13 protein-coding genes are annotated in these 17,578 nt (G+C 69.1%); 12 read left to right on the top strand and 1 reads right to left on the bottom strand.

From position 1 onward, the window contains the following. Positions 1-104 precede the first annotated feature (104 nt). Together FGX59_RS27010 and FGX59_RS27005 are read left to right on the top strand one after the other, a co-directional pair. Positions 105-1,466: a tetratricopeptide repeat protein gene (locus FGX59_RS27010; protein WP_138470236.1), complete on the top strand. Its 1,362-nt coding sequence runs from the start codon at positions 105-107 to the stop codon at positions 1,464-1,466. A 53-nt stretch (positions 1,467-1,519) separates the two neighbouring features. Then, positions 1,520-2,791, top strand: a complete 1,272-nt coding sequence (locus FGX59_RS27005) for an OpgC family protein (protein WP_138470235.1) — start codon at positions 1,520-1,522, stop codon at positions 2,789-2,791. Positions 2,792-2,806: 15 nt separating this feature from the next. On the opposite strand, the gene FGX59_RS27000 is transcribed toward FGX59_RS27005, so the two are convergent. Then, positions 2,807-3,943: a DUF2235 domain-containing protein gene (locus tag FGX59_RS27000; protein ID WP_138470234.1), complete on the bottom strand. Its 1,137-nt coding sequence runs from the start codon at positions 3,941-3,943 to the stop codon at positions 2,807-2,809. A gap of 219 nt (positions 3,944-4,162) precedes the next feature. On the opposite strand from FGX59_RS27000, the gene FGX59_RS26995 reads away from it, so the two are divergent. The 10 genes from FGX59_RS26995 to FGX59_RS26950 all read left to right on the top strand — a co-directional run bounded on the left by FGX59_RS26995 (position 4,163) and on the right by FGX59_RS26950 (position 17,349). Continuing rightward, positions 4,163-7,303, top strand: coding sequence for a valine--tRNA ligase (locus tag FGX59_RS26995; protein ID WP_138470233.1), 3,141 nt, complete (start codon positions 4,163-4,165; stop codon positions 7,301-7,303). 33 nt (positions 7,304-7,336) lie between these two features. Further along, complete coding sequence (locus FGX59_RS26990; protein ID WP_240722740.1) at positions 7,337-7,813, top strand: GNAT family N-acetyltransferase; 477 nt, start codon at positions 7,337-7,339, stop codon at positions 7,811-7,813. A 483-nt stretch (positions 7,814-8,296) separates the two neighbouring features. Next, a complete protein-coding gene (gene truA, locus FGX59_RS26985; RefSeq protein ID WP_138470232.1) occupies positions 8,297-9,082 on the top strand; it encodes a tRNA pseudouridine(38-40) synthase TruA in 786 nt (261 codons plus the stop codon). A gap of 97 nt (positions 9,083-9,179) precedes the next feature. Beyond that, on the top strand, positions 9,180-9,764 hold the full coding sequence (locus FGX59_RS26980; RefSeq protein WP_138470231.1) for an ANTAR domain-containing response regulator: 585 nt from the start codon (positions 9,180-9,182) through the stop codon (positions 9,762-9,764). Next, entirely contained in the window at positions 9,761-10,936 is a 1,176-nt protein-coding gene (locus FGX59_RS26975; protein ID WP_138470230.1) for an ABC transporter substrate-binding protein, read from the top strand. Before FGX59_RS26980 ends, FGX59_RS26975 begins: the two co-directional genes overlap by 4 nt. Before the next feature lie 375 nt (positions 10,937-11,311). Next, positions 11,312-12,682, top strand: coding sequence for a CmpA/NrtA family ABC transporter substrate-binding protein (locus tag FGX59_RS26970; RefSeq protein ID WP_138470229.1), 1,371 nt, complete (start codon positions 11,312-11,314; stop codon positions 12,680-12,682). Between the two features lie 361 nt (positions 12,683-13,043). Further along, positions 13,044-14,129 carry an ABC transporter permease gene (locus FGX59_RS26965; RefSeq protein ID WP_138470228.1) on the top strand — a complete coding sequence of 362 codons (1,086 nt, stop codon included), beginning with the start codon at positions 13,044-13,046 and terminating at the stop codon, positions 14,127-14,129. 5 nt (positions 14,130-14,134) lie between these two features. After that, on the top strand, positions 14,135-15,829 hold the full coding sequence (locus tag FGX59_RS26960) for an ABC transporter ATP-binding protein (protein ID WP_171060849.1): 1,695 nt from the start codon (positions 14,135-14,137) through the stop codon (positions 15,827-15,829). Beyond that, complete coding sequence (locus FGX59_RS26955) at positions 15,829-16,773, top strand: GAF domain-containing protein (protein WP_138470226.1); 945 nt, start codon at positions 15,829-15,831, stop codon at positions 16,771-16,773. Before FGX59_RS26960 ends, FGX59_RS26955 begins: the two co-directional genes overlap by 1 nt. 129 nt (positions 16,774-16,902) lie before the next feature. Further along, positions 16,903-17,349, top strand: coding sequence for a globin domain-containing protein (locus tag FGX59_RS26950; RefSeq protein ID WP_171060848.1), 447 nt, complete (start codon positions 16,903-16,905; stop codon positions 17,347-17,349). The last annotated feature ends 229 nt before the right edge of the window (positions 17,350-17,578 follow it).

The raw sequence follows: 17,578 nt of genomic DNA, 5'->3' as shown, positions 1-17,578 counted from the left end.
CCCCTGACATTGGCTCACGCTTTCGTTGAGTGATCACTCAAAGACTGTCGGGTAACCTTCCCTGGCATATAGTCGGCCTCACACGCCAGAAACCGGAGCCCATCATGAGACACGACCTCTTCGGCAGCCCCGTCGCCCTTTCTTCCGCCGGAGCGGCGAGGGACTGGAACGCCACCTGCCTGGCCTTCCTCGCCCATGGGACGGAAACCCCGGTGCATCTGGGAAAGGTGCTGGACGCGGAGCCGAATTTCGCGCTCGGCCATGCGCTGCGCGGCATGTTCTGCATGCTGCTCGGCCGCCGCGAGATGGCTGAGACCGCGCGCGACGCGCTCTCGGCGGCGCATGCGGCGCTGTCAATGGGCACGGTCGACCGGCGCAACCGCGAGATGACCGCCGCGCTGGAGGCGATGCTGGCCCGCGACCCGCGCCGCGCCGTCGCCGCGCTGGAGCGGATCCTGCGCGGCGATCCGGGCGACACGCTGGCGATGAAGCTCTCGCATGCGGTGCGCTTCCTGGTGGGCGACGCCGCGGGGATGCGCCGCTCGGTGGAGCGGGTGCTGCCGGCCCATGGCGGCGACCATCCGGGGCTGGGCTACGCGATGGGCTGCCATGCCTTCGCGCTGGAGGAAACCGGCGCCTATGCCGAGGCCGAAGCCGCCGGGATGGCCGGGCTCGGCCATGCGCCGAAGGACGCCTGGGGGCTGCATGCGGTCGCCCATGTCCATGACATGACGGCGCGCAGCAGCGACGGCATCGCGCTGATCGACGGCCACCGCGCGGCCTGGGAGGGGGCGAACAACTTCCGCTACCATGTCTGGTGGCACAAGGCGCTGCTGCATCTCGACCGCGGCGAGACCGGCGAGGCGCTGGCGCTCTACGACACGAAGATCCGCGCCGAGAAGACCGACGACTACCGCGACATCGCCAATGCCACCTCGCTGCTGATGCGGCTGGAGCTCGAGGGACAGCGCGTCGGCGACCGCTGGGAGGAACTCGCGGCGCTGTCCGAGGGACGGGTCGAGGATGGCAGCCTGGTCTTCGCCGATCTCCACTACCTGCTGGCGCTGATCGGCGGCGACCGCGCGGTGGCGCAGGAACAGCTCCTGACCCGTCTGGCGCTCCAGTCCCGGCAGAGCGACGCGATGGCCTCGATCTGCTCCGATCCGGGCCTGTCGGCGGCCTCGGGGCTCGCGGCCTTCGGCGCCGGGCGCTACACGCTGGCACTGGCGCATCTGGAATCCGCGCGGCCGCGCCTGTCCTCGATCGGCGGCAGCCACGCCCAGCGCGACGTGTTCGAGCGGATCACCATCGACGCGGCGCTGCGCGCCGGACGGCCCGAACGCGCCGAGGCGATTCTGCGCGAAAGACGCGCCCGCCGGGGCGGATGCGAAGATGCATTTGCGGCCAGCAGGATGTCGCGTATCATGCGAATGCGGCAATCCGTCCGATCCGCCGCGGCCCGCTAGCCCATCATTATCTCCGTCCGGCGCTTCTGCCGGTGGTTTTCGAAGTACCTGACATGCTCCACTCGTCGCCCCTCGCGGCGTCCGCCGGGAAACCGGATACGACATCCCTGCACGCGCGCCACGCCGCCCTGGCCGGAGGACGCGATCTCCGGCTCGACTTCTTCCGTGGCGTCGCGATGTTCATCATCCTCATCGCGCATACCCCGAACAATATCTGGAGCCTGTGGATTCCGGCCCGCTTCGGCTGGTCGGACGCCACCGAGATCTTCGTCTTCTGCTCGGGCATGGCCTCGGCCATCGCCTTCGGCCGGGTGTTCGAGCGGCGCGGGCTGGTCATGGGCACGATGCGGGTCGGCTACCGGCTGTGGCAGGTCTACTGGGCGCATGTCGGGCTGTTCATCGCGCTGGCCGCGACGCTGGCCTGGCTCGACAATACCGGCTGGTTCGACAAGGACTACATCGCCACGCTGAACCTGCATCCGTTCTTCCGCGATCCGCAGATGAACCTGCCGGCCTTCCTGACGCTCAGCTACGTGCCGAACTATTTCGACATCCTGCCGATGTACCTGGTGGCGCTGGCGATGATGCCCGCGGTCGTGGCGCTGCGGTCGCTGCATCCGGCGCTGGCGGCCGCGGCCGTGATGGCGATGTGGGCGGCGGCGCAGATGGGCTATTTCGCCTTCCGCGCGGAGCCCTGGTCGCAGCGGACCTGGTTCTTCAACCCCTTCGGCTGGCAGCTGATCTTCTTCACCGGCTTCGCCTTCATGGCGGGCTGGCTGCCGAAGCCGCCCCTGCGCCGCGATCTCGCCTGGCTGGCCGCGGCGGTGGTGCTGCTGACCATCGTGCCGGCCTATCACTGGGGGCGGCTCCTGCCCGACGTCCCGGTCGAGGAGATGACCGGGTTCGAGGCCGTGCGCCACGCGCTGAACGAGGCGACGATCCCGCTGCGCGAGGCGATCGCGCCGCTGATCTTCAAGTCGAATTTCGGCCTTTTGCGCTATGTCCACTTCCTCGCCCTGGCCTATCTGGCCTGGGCGCTGGCGGGCGAGCGCGGCGCCAACCTGCTGCCGCGCGGCGACGGGGTCCTGGCGCGCGCCTGGGACCGGGTGCTGGCCGCGATCGTCAAGGTCGGGCAGCAGTCGCTGGCGATCTTCATCTTCTCGATGTGGTATGCCCAGGTGCAGGGGCTGTTCCTCGACCTGCTCGGCCGCAGCTTCCACGCCTATACGCTGGTCAATGTCACCGGGCTCTTCCTGCTCGCGGGCGTCGCCTACCTGACCGGCTGGCTGAAATCCCAGCCCTGGCGGTCGAAGCCCGGGCACTGAGCCTGCGGGGGCGGCCTATTTGGCGACGGCCAGCCCCGCCTTGTCGTCCCGCCCGCCCGGCATCCAGCCCGGGCGGCGGAACTTCCCGGCCCATCCCGGCGCGGCATGCAGCGCAGTCTCGTGCAGCCTTTCGCTGGTCTCGCGGCCCAGGCGGCGGCGGCGGCGGTAGAGGAAGAACTTGCCCCAGCCGGTCCAGTTGCCGGCGCTCGGCGCCAGCGGATCGCAGGGAAAGCGCGCGCGCCAGTCCTCGGGCAGGCGGATGCCGCGCTCCTCCAGCTTCTCCAGCATCCAGACCAGCGGGATGTTCGCCAGCGGCCGCGCCGCATAGCGCCCGGCCAGCTGGCCGCCGATATCGCCATGGCTGCCGCGGAACCAGACCTGCTCCACCCGTCCCTGCCAGCCCTCGGGCTCGGACCACAGCACCGGCGCGAAGGCCATCCGGGTCTCGTTCAGCGCCAGCGCGTGATAGCCATGGGCGACGTTGTGGCTGAGCTCGGGCGAGTGGAAGGCATGGCGCGGCTCGGTCAGACGCCACAAGAGCGGCAGCCGCAGCCCCAGCGCCTTGACCGTGTCGAAGACGCCGACCATCTCCACCGGCGGCTGCAGGTGGCAGAAGCGGCGGGCGAAGCGCTGCGCGACCGCGCTGTCCGGGCCGTCGCGGTAATGGCGGTAGAGGTCGCGGATATTGCGCTCCGTCGCGGCGCGCGCCTTCAGCAGGCCCAGCCGGTCGATCACCCCGGCCAGCGAGCGCACCGCGAAGGCGCCGCGGGAATAGCCGATCAGGAAGATCCGGTCGCCGGGACGGTAGCGCGAGGCCAGCCAGCCATAGGCGCGCTGGATCTGGCGGTTCAGCCCGACCCCGGCGATGACCTGCCAGCTGTCGCGCCAGCGGTCCCACTGGATCCCGGCCTCGTAGTAGAGCATCGGCCGCTCCTTCCAGGGCAGGTCCGACAGCAGCGTGTAGATCTGCCCGGCATTCGTCACCTTGTCGGGATGCAGCGTCGAGAGCGTGCCGTCGAGGATCACCATCAGGTCCTGCGCCCCCCGCCCGCTGCGCCGCGGCAGGCTCGAGGCGGCGCGGCGCCGCTCCTTCAGGACCCGCGAGAGCGGGGGGTGGCATACCGGAAATCCTATGTCGCAGCGTGTGTCCATGCGGCCACTATGCCCCAGCCATGCCTTATCCCGAGTTTACATCATCGTGCGCTCTTCGAGCCTGGTGAAGCACATGTGAATGCGCCGCCCGTCCTTCCAGGCGCCAAAGGCGGGATTTTAACCGTCCCGGCGCCGCCTGGGGCCGCTGCCGGGCAGCCCGCTCTTTCCCTCGGGCGCAGGCTCCGCTAAACCGCCGCTCGACTGCTGAGGACCGATCCGATGACGATGGACAAGAAATTCGACGCCGCCGAGGCCGAGGCCCGCATCTACAAGGCCTGGGAAGACGCCGAAAGCTTCAAGGCCGGGGCCAATGCCAAGCCCGGGGCCGAGACCTTCTGCATCATGATCCCGCCGCCGAACGTGACGGGCAGCCTGCATATGGGCCATGCCTTCAACAACACGCTGCAGGACATCCTGGTCCGCTGGCACCGCATGCAGGGCCATGACACGCTGTGGCAGCCCGGCACCGACCATGCGGGCATCGCCACGCAGATGGTGACCGAGCGCGAGATGGCCGCCAACCAGGAGCCCTCGCGCACCGAGATGGGCCGAGACAGGTTCATCGAGCGGGTCTGGCAGCAGAAGGTGAAGTCCCGCGGCACGATCATCGGCCAGCTGAAGCGCCTCGGCGCCTCCTGCGACTGGTCGCGCGAAGCCTTCACCATGGGCGGCGCCGAGGGCGACCCCGAGGCGGGCAAGGGCGCGCCGAACTTCCATGACGCCGTGATCAAGGTCTTCGTCGACCTGCACGAGAAGGGCTGCATCTACCGCGGCAAGCGGCTGGTGAACTGGGACCCGCATTTCGAGACCGCGATCTCCGACCTCGAGGTCGAGAATCTCGAGGTGCAGGGCCATATGTGGCACTTCAAGTACCCGCTGGCCGACGGCGTCACCTACGAATACGTGGAGAAGGACGAGGACGGCAATGTCGTCTTCCGCGAGGAGCGCGACTACATCTCCATCGCCACCACCCGCCCCGAGACCATGCTGGGCGACGGCGCCGTGGCCGTGCATCCCTCCGACGAGCGCTATGCCCCGATCGTCGGCAAGCTCTGCGAGATCCCCGTCGGTCCGAAGGAGCACCGCCGCCTGATCCCGATCATCACCGACGAATACCCGGACCCGGCCTTCGGCTCGGGCGCGGTGAAGATCACCGGCGCGCATGACTTCAACGACTACCAGGTCGCCAAGCGGGGCGGCATCCCGCTCTACCGCCTGATGGACACCAAGGGCCGGATGCGCGCCGACGGCGCCCCCTATGACGCCGCAGCGGCGGCGGCCCAGGAGATCACCGGCGGCAAGCAGGCCTCCGAATCCGAGGTCGACGCGCTCAACCTCGTGCCCGACCACCTGCGCGGGCTCGACCGGTTCGAGGCGCGCAAGGCCGTGGTCGAGGAGATCACCGCCGAGGGCCTGGCGGTGATGACCGTCAAGACCGACCCCCGGCTCGGCAAGGCGGCGAAGAAGAAGCCTCTCGCCCCCGAGGAAGGCGGCGAGGACCGCTCCGAGGAAGAGCAGCTGGTGCCGCTGGTCGAGTCGAAGCTGATCATGCAGCCCTTCGGCGACCGCTCCAAGGTGGTGATCGAGCCGATGCTGACCGACCAGTGGTTCGTCGATGCCGAGAAGATCGTCGGCCCGGCGCTGGAGGCGGTCCGCAACGGCACCACGAAGATCCTGCCCGAGCGCGACGAGAAGGTCTATTTCCACTGGCTGGAGAACATCGAGCCCTGGTGCATCTCGCGCCAGCTCTGGTGGGGCCACCAGATCCCGGTCTGGTACGGGCCGCAGATCGAGATGGTCAACGGCATCGAGACGCTGAACTTCGAGCCGGGCGGCCTCGCCCGCTTCGTCGCCAAGGATGCCGACGAGGCACGGGCCAAGGCTGCGGCCTTCTACGGCGAGAGCCTCGAGAAGGTGCAGGTGCTGAAAAGCTTCTCGCGCGATCCCGAGCGCGCCGAGGACGGCAATCTCGACCCGCTGCGCGCCGCCGTCACCGCGATGGAGCGCGGCGCCTTCGATCCCGACGGCACCATCCCGCTGGTGCGCGACCCCGACGTGCTCGACACCTGGTTCTCCTCGGGCCTCTGGCCGATCGGCACGCTCGGCTGGCCGGACCAGACGCCGGAGCTGGCCAAGTACTTCCCGACGAATGTGCTGGTCACCGGCTTCGACATCATCTTCTTCTGGGTCGCCCGGATGATGATGATGCAATATGCCGTGGTCGGCGACCGGCCCTTCGACACCGTCTATGTCCACGCGCTGGTGCGCGACGAGAAGGGCAAGAAGATGTCGAAATCCCTCGGCAACGTGCTCGACCCGCTCGACCTGATCGACGAGTACGGCGCCGATGCCGTGCGCTTCACCCTCTCGGCCATGGCCGCGATGGGCCGCGACCTGAAGCTGTCCACGCAGCGGATTGCCGGCTACCGGAACTTCGGCACGAAGCTGTGGAACGCCACGCGCTTCGCCGAGATGAACGAGGTCTACGCCCATTACGACCCGGCGAAGGGCCACGGCGCGCCGCAGGCGACCGCCAATGCCTGGATCACCGGCGAGACCGCGCGGGTGCGCGAAGAGGTCGATGCCGCGCTGGCGGGCTTCAAGTTCAACGAGGCGGCCAACGCGCTCTATGCCTTCGTCTGGGGCAAGGTCTGCGACTGGTACGTCGAATTCGCCAAGCCGCTCTTCGCCAGCGAGGACGAGGCCGTCATCGCCGAGACCCGCCAGACCATGGGCTGGGTGCTCGACCAGTGCATGATCCTCCTGCATCCCTTCATGCCCTTCATCACCGAAGAGCTCTGGGACAAGACCGCCGCGCGCGACGTCATGCTGGTCCATGCCGGCTGGCCGGATTACGCCGCCGCCGGTCTTGCCTCGCCCGAGGCCGACCGCGAGATGGGCTGGGTGATCGGCCTGATCGAGGAGATCCGCTCGGTCCGCGCGCAGATGCACGTGCCGGTGGGGCTGAAGATGCCGCTCCTGAAGATCGAGCTCGACGCCGCGGGCGAAGCCGCCTGGGCCCGCAACGAGGTGCTGATCCGGCGCCTCGGCCGGATCGAGAGCCTGGAGACGGTGGCGGAGCTTCCGAAGGGCGCGGTGACGCTGCCGGTCGAGGGCGGGCTCTTCGGCCTGCCGCTGGCGGGCTATATCGACGTGGCCGAAGAGCAGGACCGGCTGTCGAAGTCGCTCGCCAAGCTCGAGAAGGAGGAGAAGGGGATTTCGGGCCGCCTGAAGAACCCCAACTTCGTCGCCTCCGCCCCAGAGGACGTGGTCGAGGAGACCCGCGAGCGCGCCGCGCAGATCGCCGAGGAGGCCGGCAAGCTCCGCGCCGCGCTCGAACGGCTGGCCGCGCTTGCCTGAGACGCGCCGCATCACGGCCGGAGGCATCCGGCCGTGAGCGCGGGCGATCTGGTGATCCGCGACGCCTGCGCGGCGGACCTGCCCGCGCTGGTGCGGCTCCTGATGGATGACGATCTCGGCCGCCTCCGCGAGGAGGCGGGCCCGCCCCTGCCGCAGGGCTATCTCGACGCCTTCGCCGCGATCGACCGCGATCCCTGCCACCGGCTCCTCGTTGCCGAGCGCGATGGCGCGGTGATCGGCACCCTGCAGCTCTCCTTCCTGCCCGGCCTCTCGCATCACGGCGCCTGGCGCGCCCAGATCGAGGCGGTGCGCATCGCCCGCACGCTCCGCGGCCAGGGCCATGGCCGCGCGCTGATCGCCCGCGCCATCGCCGAGGCCCGCGCCCGCGGCTGCCGCCTGGTGCAGCTCACCTCCGACAAGGCCCGCAGCGAGGCCCACCGCTTCTATGGAAGCTTCGGTTTCGTGCCGAGCCATGAAGGCTTCAAGCTGGTGCTCGACCCCGGCCGCTAGCCACCTGCGCTGCATCAGGGCCAGGCGCCGCGGCGCCGTCCGGACTCTCTCCAGCTCCGGGAGGTCTCCACGGAACGCGGTCCGCGCCAGCCCCGCGGGATCCGCCTGCCGCACCAGGCGATGGCGCTCCAGCCCGGCCCCGGACTATCCGGCCTCCCCTCGCGCACCCAATGCGCCGAGCCCCGTCCGCCACTGGGAAACGGCCGCCAAGTCGGCAAGACCCCTTCGGCGCCCGCTCCGGGCACGCCTCCACGACCCCGCGTCCAGACCGGCCAGCACCGCGTCCGCCCGGACCATTGGCACCTCCGCCAAGCCCGGCCCCCGCTGCCACGCGCTCCCCCCTCCGCGCCTCCCCCACCGCCGCCACGGGCGGGTTCGGTCCCGCAGGGACCGCGCCCGGCCCGGCCGCCGGGCCCTGCCTGCAGGGGCCGGCGGCCGGGCAACCCCCTTGCGGTGGCCCCGCCAAGGCAGTAGCCGCAGCGCATGCCCCGCTACGCCCTCAAGATCGAATACCACGGCGCCCCCTTCGCCGGCTGGCAGCGCCAGAACGAGCACCCCTCGGTCCAGCAGACCGTCGAGGAGGCGCTGCGCCGCCTCGACCCCTCCGTCACGACCATCGCCGCCGCGGGCCGCACCGATGCCGGCGTCCACGCCACCGGCCAGGTGGCGCATTGCGACATGGCCCGCGACTGGGATCCCTTCCGCCTCGCCGAGGCGCTGAACTACCACCTGAAGCCCGCCCCGGTCGCCATTCTCGAGGCCGCCCGGGCGCCGGATGACTGGCATGCCCGCTTCTCGGCGCGCGAGCGGCGCTACATCTTCCGCCTGCTCTCGCGCCGCGCCCAGCCGACGCACGAAGCCGGGCTCGTCTGGCATGTCCGCCAGAAGCTCGCGCTCGCGCCGATGCAGGAGGCCGCGCAGCACCTCGTCGGGCGCCACGACTTCACCACCTTCCGCAGCTCGATCTGCCAGGCGGAAAGCCCGGTGAAGACGCTCGACCGGCTCGATGTCACCGCCCATGAGGTGCCGCACGGCACCGAGTTCCGCTTCGACGTGCGCGCCCGCTCCTTCCTGCACAACCAGGTGCGCAGCTTCGTGGGCACGCTGGAGCGCGTCGGCGCCGGCAGCTGGCCGCCTTCGCGCGTCGCCGAGGCGCTGGCGGCCTGCGACCGCGCCGCCTGCGGGCCGGTCTCGCCGCCCCAGGGGCTCTACCTGTCGCATGTCCACTACCCCGACGACCCCTTCGCCGCGGCAGCTCAGGCAGAATGACGCATTCCGTCGCTGGGGATTTGCATTCGGCGGCCCTCCCGCAGTTATCTATCCCGGGCGGATGCCGTCCGCCCCTGCCATCCAGAGAGGACAGCCCATGGCCCCGCGCCTGAAGATCGCCATCGTCGAGCGGGATGCCGACCGCGCGCGGCTGATTGTCGACGGGCTGAAGGCCGCCGGCGACTACGAGATCACCGTGCTCGGCGACGAGGCCGCGATCACCCGCCGCCTGGCCCAGCTCGACCCCGATGTCGTCCTGATCGACATCGCCAATCCGAGCCGCGATTCGCTGGAGATGCTGTCGCTGGCCTCGGGCGCCAAGGAACGCCCCGTCGCCATGTTCGTCGACCGCTCCGACGACGAGACCACCCGCGCCGCGATCGAGGCCGGGCTCTCGGCCTATGTCGTCGACGGGCTGGCGCCCGCGCGGATCAAGCCGGTGATGGATGCCGCCATCGCCCGGTTCAACATGGTCTCCCAGATGAAGAGCGAGCTCGAGGCGGTGAAATCGGCCCTGGCCGAGCGCAAGATCGTCGACCGCGCCAAGGGCCTGCTGATGCAGGCGCGCGGCATTTCCGAGGACGAGGCCTACACCCTCCTGCGCAAGACCGCGATGGACCAGGGCCGCAAGGTCGTCGATGTCGCCCAGGCCCTTGTCACAGCTGCGGATCTGCTGAAATGAGCCTCATCCCCCTCAAATGCGGCTTCGTCCCGCTTGTCGATTGCGCCCCGCTGGCGGTGGCGCGGGAAATGGGCTTCGCCGCCGAGGAGGGCATCGACCTCCTCCTCGAAAAGCAGCCCAGCTGGTCGGCGCTGCGCGACGCTCTGGTGCTGGGACTGACCGATTGCGCGCACATGCTCTCGCCCTTGCCGGTGGCGATGTCGCTCGGGCTCGGCGGGCTGCCCAGCCGGATCGACGCGCTGATGGTGCTGTCGGTCAACGGCAATGTCGTCGGCGTCAGCCCCGAGATCGCGGCCCGGATGCACGACGGCGGCTGGAGCGGCCGCTTCGACGATCCGGTCGGCACCGGAGAGCACCTGATCCGCGCCACCGGCGGCAGCCTGCGCGTCGGCGTGCCCTTCCCCTTCTCGATGCATGCCGAGCTGCTCTACCACTGGCTGGGCGCGCTCGGCATCTCGGCCCCGGACGGGCTCGACGTGCGCACCGTGCCGCCGCCCCTGATGCCCGAGGCGCTGGCCCAGGGCGAGATCGAGGCCTTCTGCGTCGGCGAACCCTGGGGCTCCTACGCGGTCGAGCAGGGCACGGGCGAGCTGATCCTGCCCGGCGCCGCGATCTGGGCCTTCGCCCCCGAGAAGGTGCTGGCCGCGCGGCATGACTGGGTCGAGGAGAATCCCGAGATCGTCAGCCGGCTGATGCGCGCCGTCGCCCGCGCCTCGCGCTGGCTGGCCGAGCGCGACAACCGCGCCATGGCCGGCGACCTGCTCTCGCGCAGCGACTACCTGGGCATTCCCTCGATGATCATCGACCGCGCGCTGATGGGCCGGATGGTCACCGGCAAGCGCGGCGCCGAGGCCGAGGCGGCGAATTTCCTGCATTTCCACGCCAAGGCCGCAACCTTCCCCTGGCGCAGCCAGGCCGCCTGGATCGCCGCGAATATCGCGCGGCGGCTGGGGCTGGACCGCGCCCAGGCGATCGAGACCGGCAAGGCCTGCTTCCGCAGCGATCTCTACCGCCGCTACCTGGAGCCGATCGGCATCGACATGCCCGGCGCCTCGGAGAAGGTCGAGGGCTCGCTCGCCGGTCCCGAGGCCGTGGCTTCGGCCCGCGGACAGATCATCCTCGGCCCCGACCGGTTCTTCGACGGCACGATCTTCGACCCGTCGAAGCCCTGAGCGCGGCGCGATTCCCACGGAATCGCGTTCTCAAACCGCCCGATCCGCAGGCAGGGCCCCGCCCCGCGCCCAAATTTGCACCCCATCCGGGGAGGCGCGGCGCAATTTGCCGAAAAATGGCGTAAGCCGCGAGATTTTTCCTTTCCCCGGCCCTTGCCGTCACGGTAGAAGAGGTTAACGACGGGCAATGGCGCCCTGTCGATGCCCCGATGACGCGGGCAGCCCGAGCAAAGCCGCTCGATCCCGAGGACGAAGCACCGTCCGACAGGATCCTGCGGCTTTTTTTGTGCTTGCCGGTCCCCGCTACGTCCCAGGCAAGCCCTCCCCGATCGCGACATCTCTCTTATTCCGACATTCGACCGAACGAGGACTGGTATGATCAAACGTACTCTGATGGGCGCTCTGCTTGCCAGCGCCAGCGTCTCTTCCGCCTGGGCCCAGCTTGCGCTGGAAAAGGACGAGCTGACCTTCGGCTTCATCAAGCTGACCGACATGGCGCCGCTCGCCGTGGCCTATGAAAACGGCTATTTCCTCGACGAGGGCCTCTTCGTCACGCTGGAGGCGCAGGCCAACTGGAAGGTGCTGCTCGACGGCGTCATCTCCGGCACGCTCGACGGCGCGCACATGCTGGCAGGCCAGCCGCTGGCGGCGACGATCGGCTTCGGCACCGAGGCGCATATCATCACCCCCTTCTCCATGGACCTCAACGGCAACGGCATCACCGTCTCCAACGCCGTCTGGGAAGAGATGAAGCCGAACATCCCGACCAACGGGGACGGCCAGCCGCAGCACCCGATTTCCGCCTCCGCGCTGAAGCCCGTGGTCGAGAAGTACCGCTCCGAGGGCAAGCCCTTCAACATGGGCATGGTCTTCCCGGTCTCCACCCACAATTACGAGCTGCGCTACTGGCTCGCCGCCGGCGGGCTGAACCCGGGCTTCTACTCGCCCGAGAACATCACCGGCCAGATCGGCGCCGACGTGCTGCTGTCCGTGACCCCGCCGCCGCAGATGCCCGCGACCCTCGAGGCCGGCACGATCTACGGCTACTGCGTGGGCGAGCCCTGGAACCAGCAGGCCGTGTTCAAGGGGATCGGCGTGCCGGTCATCACCGATTACGAGCTGTGGAAGAACAACCCCGAGAAGGTCTTCGGCATCACCGCCGACTTCGCCGAGCAGTACCCGAACACCACCAAGGCGGTCGTCAAGGCGCTGATCCGCGCCGCGATCTGGCTGGACGAGAACGACAACGCCAACCGCATGGAAGCGGTCGAGATGCTGTCGCAGCCGGAATATGTCGGCGCCGATGCCGAGGTGATCGCCAACTCGATGACCGGCACCTTCGAATACGAGAAGGGCGACAAGCGCGACGTCCCGGATTTCAACGTGTTCTTCCGCTACAACGCGACCTATCCCTACTATTCGGACGCGGTCTGGTACCTGACCCAGATGCGCCGCTGGGGCCAGATCTCGGAATCGAAGCCCGACAGCTGGTATGACGAGGTCGCCCGCTCGGTCTACCGCCCCGACATCTACATGGAAGCGGCCAAGCTGGTCGTCGAGGACGGCTACGCCACCGCTGACATGTTCCCCGCCGATGACGAGGACGGCTACAAGGATCCGACCCCGGCCGCCGACATCATCGACGGCATCCCCTATGACGGGCTGCATCCGAACGCCTACCTGGAAAGCCTCCCGATCGGCCTGAAGGACGGCCAGACCGTGGTCGGCACCGAGGTCAAGGGCTGACACCCTGACAGGCCGCTCCGCCGCCCGCCCGGGCGCGGAGCCCCCCGAATGCGAGTGACCCGAGTAACGATCAGAATCCGGTCCGTCCGCCAGCGGACCGGATCCCCGGAGTGCTGCGAGTCGGCAGCGCCCGGAACGGCAGGACGGCGGCGCGCTCCCGCAGGTGCCCGTTCGTTCCGCAAACCGCACAATAATCCCGCCCCGCCCTTCCCCAGGGAGAAGATGCCGGCGGAAACCGGACAGGAAAGGGTCATCGCAGATGTACCATTCTTCACCGGACCGTTTCCGCCAACGCCCGATGCCGCTTCTGCCGGCTTCGCGCACTGCTCCCCCAAGGCCCATCCAGACCCAGGACGAGACAATGGCTACCATCGAACCGGAATTCACCAGCGCGGAAGCGGCTCGAGAAGCCCGTCGCGCCAAGCTCTTCACCAGGATCAACAAGGCGGACAGCTGGTTCCGCGTGCTCGGGCTGGCCTGGATCACGCCGATCCTGAAAGCCGCCGCCGGCGACAACCCCAGCGCCCAGATGAAAGAAGTCTGGAAGCTCCTCGGCGTGCCGGTCGTGTCGATCGTCTGCTTCCTGATGCTCTGGAGCTATCTCGCGCCGCAGGTGCAGACCTCGCTGGGCGCCGTGCCGGGACCGGCAGCGGTCTGGACCGAAGCCGTCAACCTGCATGACGACGCCGTCGCCAAGGCCGAGAAGCGCGAGAAATTCGAGGCGCAGGTCGCCGCCCGCAACGAGCGGCTGATTGCCCAGGGCAAGGCGGACCAGGTCAAGGAGATCGCCTATACCGGCGCGCCCTCCTACTACCAGCAGATCTGGACCTCGATCAAAACCGTGTTCTTCGGCTTCGTGCTGGCCACGCTGGTCGCCGTGCCGCTGGGCATTGTCGCGGGCCTCAGCCAGACGGCGAATGCCGCGGTCAATCCGCTGATCCAGATCTTCAAGCCGGTCTCGCCGCTCGCCTGGCTGCCGATCGTCACCATGATCGTCTCGGCGACCTACACGGCCGAGGACGGGCTCTTCACCAAGGCCTTCCTGACCTCCGCGATCACCGTGACGCTCTGCTCGCTCTGGCCGACGCTGATCAACACCTCGCTGGGTGTCGCCTCGATCGACAAGGACCTGGTGAACGTGTCGAAGGTGCTGAAGATGAACACCTGGACCAAGGTCACCAAGCTGGTCCTGCCCTCCGCGCTGCCCTTGATCTTCACCGGTCTCCGCCTGTCGCTGGGCGTCGGCTGGATGGTGCTGATCGCCGCGGAGATGCTGGCGCAGAACCCCGGCCTCGGCAAATTCGTCTGGGACGAGTTCCAGAACGGCTCCTCCTCCTCGCTCGCCAAGATCATGGTCGCGGTCTTCACCATCGGCATCATCGGCTTCTTCCTCGACCGGCTGATGTTCGCGCTGCAATCGATGTTCACCTTCTCGGACAAGCGGTGATCCCCATGGCAATTCTCGAATTCAAGAACGCTTCCAAGAGCTTCGGCGAAGGCACCCACCGCACGGACGTGCTGAAGGACATCGACCTGCAAGTCGCGGAGGGCGAGTTCCTCGTCCTTCTCGGCTTCTCCGGCACCGGCAAGACGACGCTGATCAACCTGATGGCCGGGCTCGAGCAGCCCACGAAGGGCAGCGTCACCTTCAAGGGCAAGCCGATCGAGGGCCCCGGCCCCGAGCGCGGCGTGATCTTCCAGAACTACTCGCTGATGCCCTGGCTGACCGTGGCCGACAATGTCGAGCTGGCGCTGACCTCGGTCTTCCCGAAGATGCCGAAGGCCGAACGCCGCGAGAAGGTCGCGAAATACGTCAAGATGGTGGGGCTGTCGCATGCCACGACGCGGCGTCCGGCCGAGCTGTCGGGCGGGATGCGCCAGCGGGTGAACGTGGCCCGGGCGCTGGCCATGAACCCCGAGGTGCTGCTCCTCGACGAGCCGCTCTCGGCGCTCGACGCGCTGACCCGCGCCAACCTGGCCGACGAGATCGAGGCGATCTGGCAGGACGACAAGAAGACCTGCGTGCTGATCACCAACGATGTCGACGAGGCGATCATCCTCGCCGACCGGATCATCGCGCTGAACCCCGACGGGACGCTCGGCCAGGAGTTCCGCGTGACCCTGCCGCGGCCGCGCGACCGCACCGCGATGAACCATGACGAGACCTTCAAGCGGCTGCGTGCCGACGTCACCAACTACCTGATGGACGTGGGCATCGCGGCCAAGGCCGAGGGCCATACCATCCTGCCCGACATCCAGCCGATCCATTTCCTGCCCAAGGCCCAGGCCGACGTCCAGACCGGCCTGCGCGAGGACCGCTACCTGGAATATTCGGCGCTGCACAAGATCTACCCGACGCCGAAGGGCCCGCTGACCGTGGTCGAGGATTTCAACCTCAATCTCGACAAGGGCGAGTTCATCTCGCTGATCGGCCATTCGGGCTGCGGCAAGTCCACCGTGCTGACCATGACGGCCGGGCTGAACTCGATCTCGAAGGGCGCGATCAAGCTCGACGGCACCGCGGTGCGCGACGCCGATCCCGAACGCGCGGTCGTCTTCCAGGCGCCCAGCCTCTTCCCCTGGCTGACCGCGCGCGAGAACTGCGCCATCGGCGTCGACCGGGTCTATCCGCGCGCCTCGCAGAAGGAGAAGCAGGACGTCGTCGACTACTACCTGGAGCGCGTGGGCCTGGCCGACTCGATGGACAAGCCCGCCTCGGACATGTCGAACGGCATGCGCCAGCGCGTCGGCATCGCCCGCGCCTTCGCCCTGTCGCCCAAGCTGCTCCTGCTCGACGAGCCCTTCGGCATGCTCGACAGCCTTACCCGCTGGGAGCTGCAGGAGGTGCTGATGGAAGTCTGGTCGCGCACCAAGGTCACCGCCGTCTGCGTCACCCATGACGTCGACGAGGCGATCCTGCTCGCCGACCGCGTGGTGATGATGACCAACGGCCCGCAGGCCACGATCGGCAAGATCATGAAGGTCGACCTGCCCCGCCCGCGCACCCGCAAGGCGCTGCTGGAGCATCCCGACTACTACCTCTACCGCGAGCAGCTGCTGAGCTTCCTCGAGGAATACGAACACGGCAGGGACCCCCGCAAGGCGCCCGCTGCCGAAGCGCACCCCAAGACCAGCGAGGCCGCCTGATGTCCGACGTGATGACCACCGCAACGGAGACCTTCATCCAGGTCTCGGAAATCTGGGTGCCCGAGGGCGGCATGCTGGTCCACAAGGGCGGCAGCTACGGCGATCTGGGCGCCTTCGAGGCGGCCTCCCGCAGCGAGCGCTTCGGCAAGGGCGAGGGCCTGCCGGGCAAGGCCTGGGCCGAGGGCCGGCCGGTCGTTCTGAAAGAGTTCGACGGCTCCTACTTCAAGCGCACCGAGGCGGCGAAGGAGGCCGGGCTGACCGCCGCGGTCGCCATCCCGGTCTTCGCCGGGCCCGAGATCAAGGCGGTGCTGGTCGTGCTCTGCGGCGATGACGACGCCCGCACCGGCGCGATCGAGGTCTGGGCCGAGGAGAAGGACGTCCTGATGCTCGAGGACGGCTATTTCGGCGCGGCGAAGCATTTCGAATGGGTCTCGCAGCACACGCATTTCCCGCGCGGCCAGGGCCTGCCGGGCGGCGTCTGGGCGGCGAAGACGCCGATCCTTATGCGCGATCTCGGCTCGGGCTACGCCTTCATCCGCTCCGAGAGCGCCGGGCGCGCCGGGCTGACCACCGGGCTCGGCCTGCCGGTCGACAGCCCCGACGGGATAGCCCGGGTGCTGACCCTGCTTTCCGCCCGCGGCACGCCGATCGCCCGGCGCTTCGAGATCTGGCGCGTCTCCGCCTCCCGCGGCGGCGAGGGGCCCGAGGCGGTCCTGATCGACGGCATCTGCGAGCGCGAGGGCCCGCTGGCACCGAAGCAGAACCCGCCGGTGGATGCCGCCACCGCCGCCGCCTGGCGCGGACCGGTGGGCCAGGTTCTGGGCACCGGCATGCCGCTGGTCCAGCCAGGCCCGGCCGGGCTGCCCGCAGGCTACCGGCTGATGGTCGCGCTGCCGGTCTATCTCGAGGCCGAGCTGGCCTTCGTCGTCGCCTGGTATCTCTGAAGGGGCCGGCGATGACGATCTTCCCCTCCCCCTCCGGCCCGCCCGTCCCGCTCCGGGGCGGCGCGCGTCAGGAAATCTTAAGCCCGCGCTCCGAGGATGGCCCGACCTGCCCATCCCGGAACCTGGCCCATGCCCTGCCCCGCCCGAGACCCTGCCGCGCTGCTGAAAGACAGCTTTCCCGCCATCTACCAGGCCAAGGCCCGGATCGGCGCGGCCGCCTACCGGCATCTCTTCGAGCGGGCGCCGGAACTGCGGCCGCTCTTCTCCGGGGCGTTCAGCGCGCGGCACCAGATGATGGTCGAGGAGCTGGCGCTGATGCTGCGCGCCGCGGAGACCGGCGAGCCGCTGCCGAAGGCCGCGCGGCTGGGGCTCTTCCATGCCTCGCTCGGCGTCGAGGCCGCGCATTTCCCGCTGATGCGGGAGGCGCTGCTCGCCGCCATGGCCGAGGAGATGGGGCCCGGCTTCTGTCCCGGGGCACGCGCCGCCTGGGCGGAGGCCTTCGACCGGCTCGCCGGGCAGATGCAGGCGGACATTCCGCCGCCCCCCGGCACTGCTCCCCGGCCGCCGCGTCCCTGACGCGGGGCCGCCTGCGCGACCGCGCCCCGCTCCGTCACCCGACTGTCCCGATGCTGCCCGCCGGATCTCCCTCCCGGCCCGGGCCGAAACCGGCGGCCTGCCCAGCTGCCCCAGGAGGTTCCCAATGACCGAGAAACTAGTGATCATCGGCGCCGGGATGGCGTCGGGGCGGGCTCTGGAGGAGCTGTTCTCGCTGGCGCCCGATGCCTACGAGGTCACGCTCTTCAAT

Origin of the sequence: Poseidonocella sp. HB161398 (genome assembly GCF_005870025.1) — a bacterium.
Taxonomy (GTDB): domain Bacteria; phylum Pseudomonadota; class Alphaproteobacteria; order Rhodobacterales; family Rhodobacteraceae; genus Mangrovicoccus.
The sequence above is the reverse complement of the archived record's forward strand: the minus strand, read 5'-3'. Positions and strand labels throughout refer to the sequence as shown.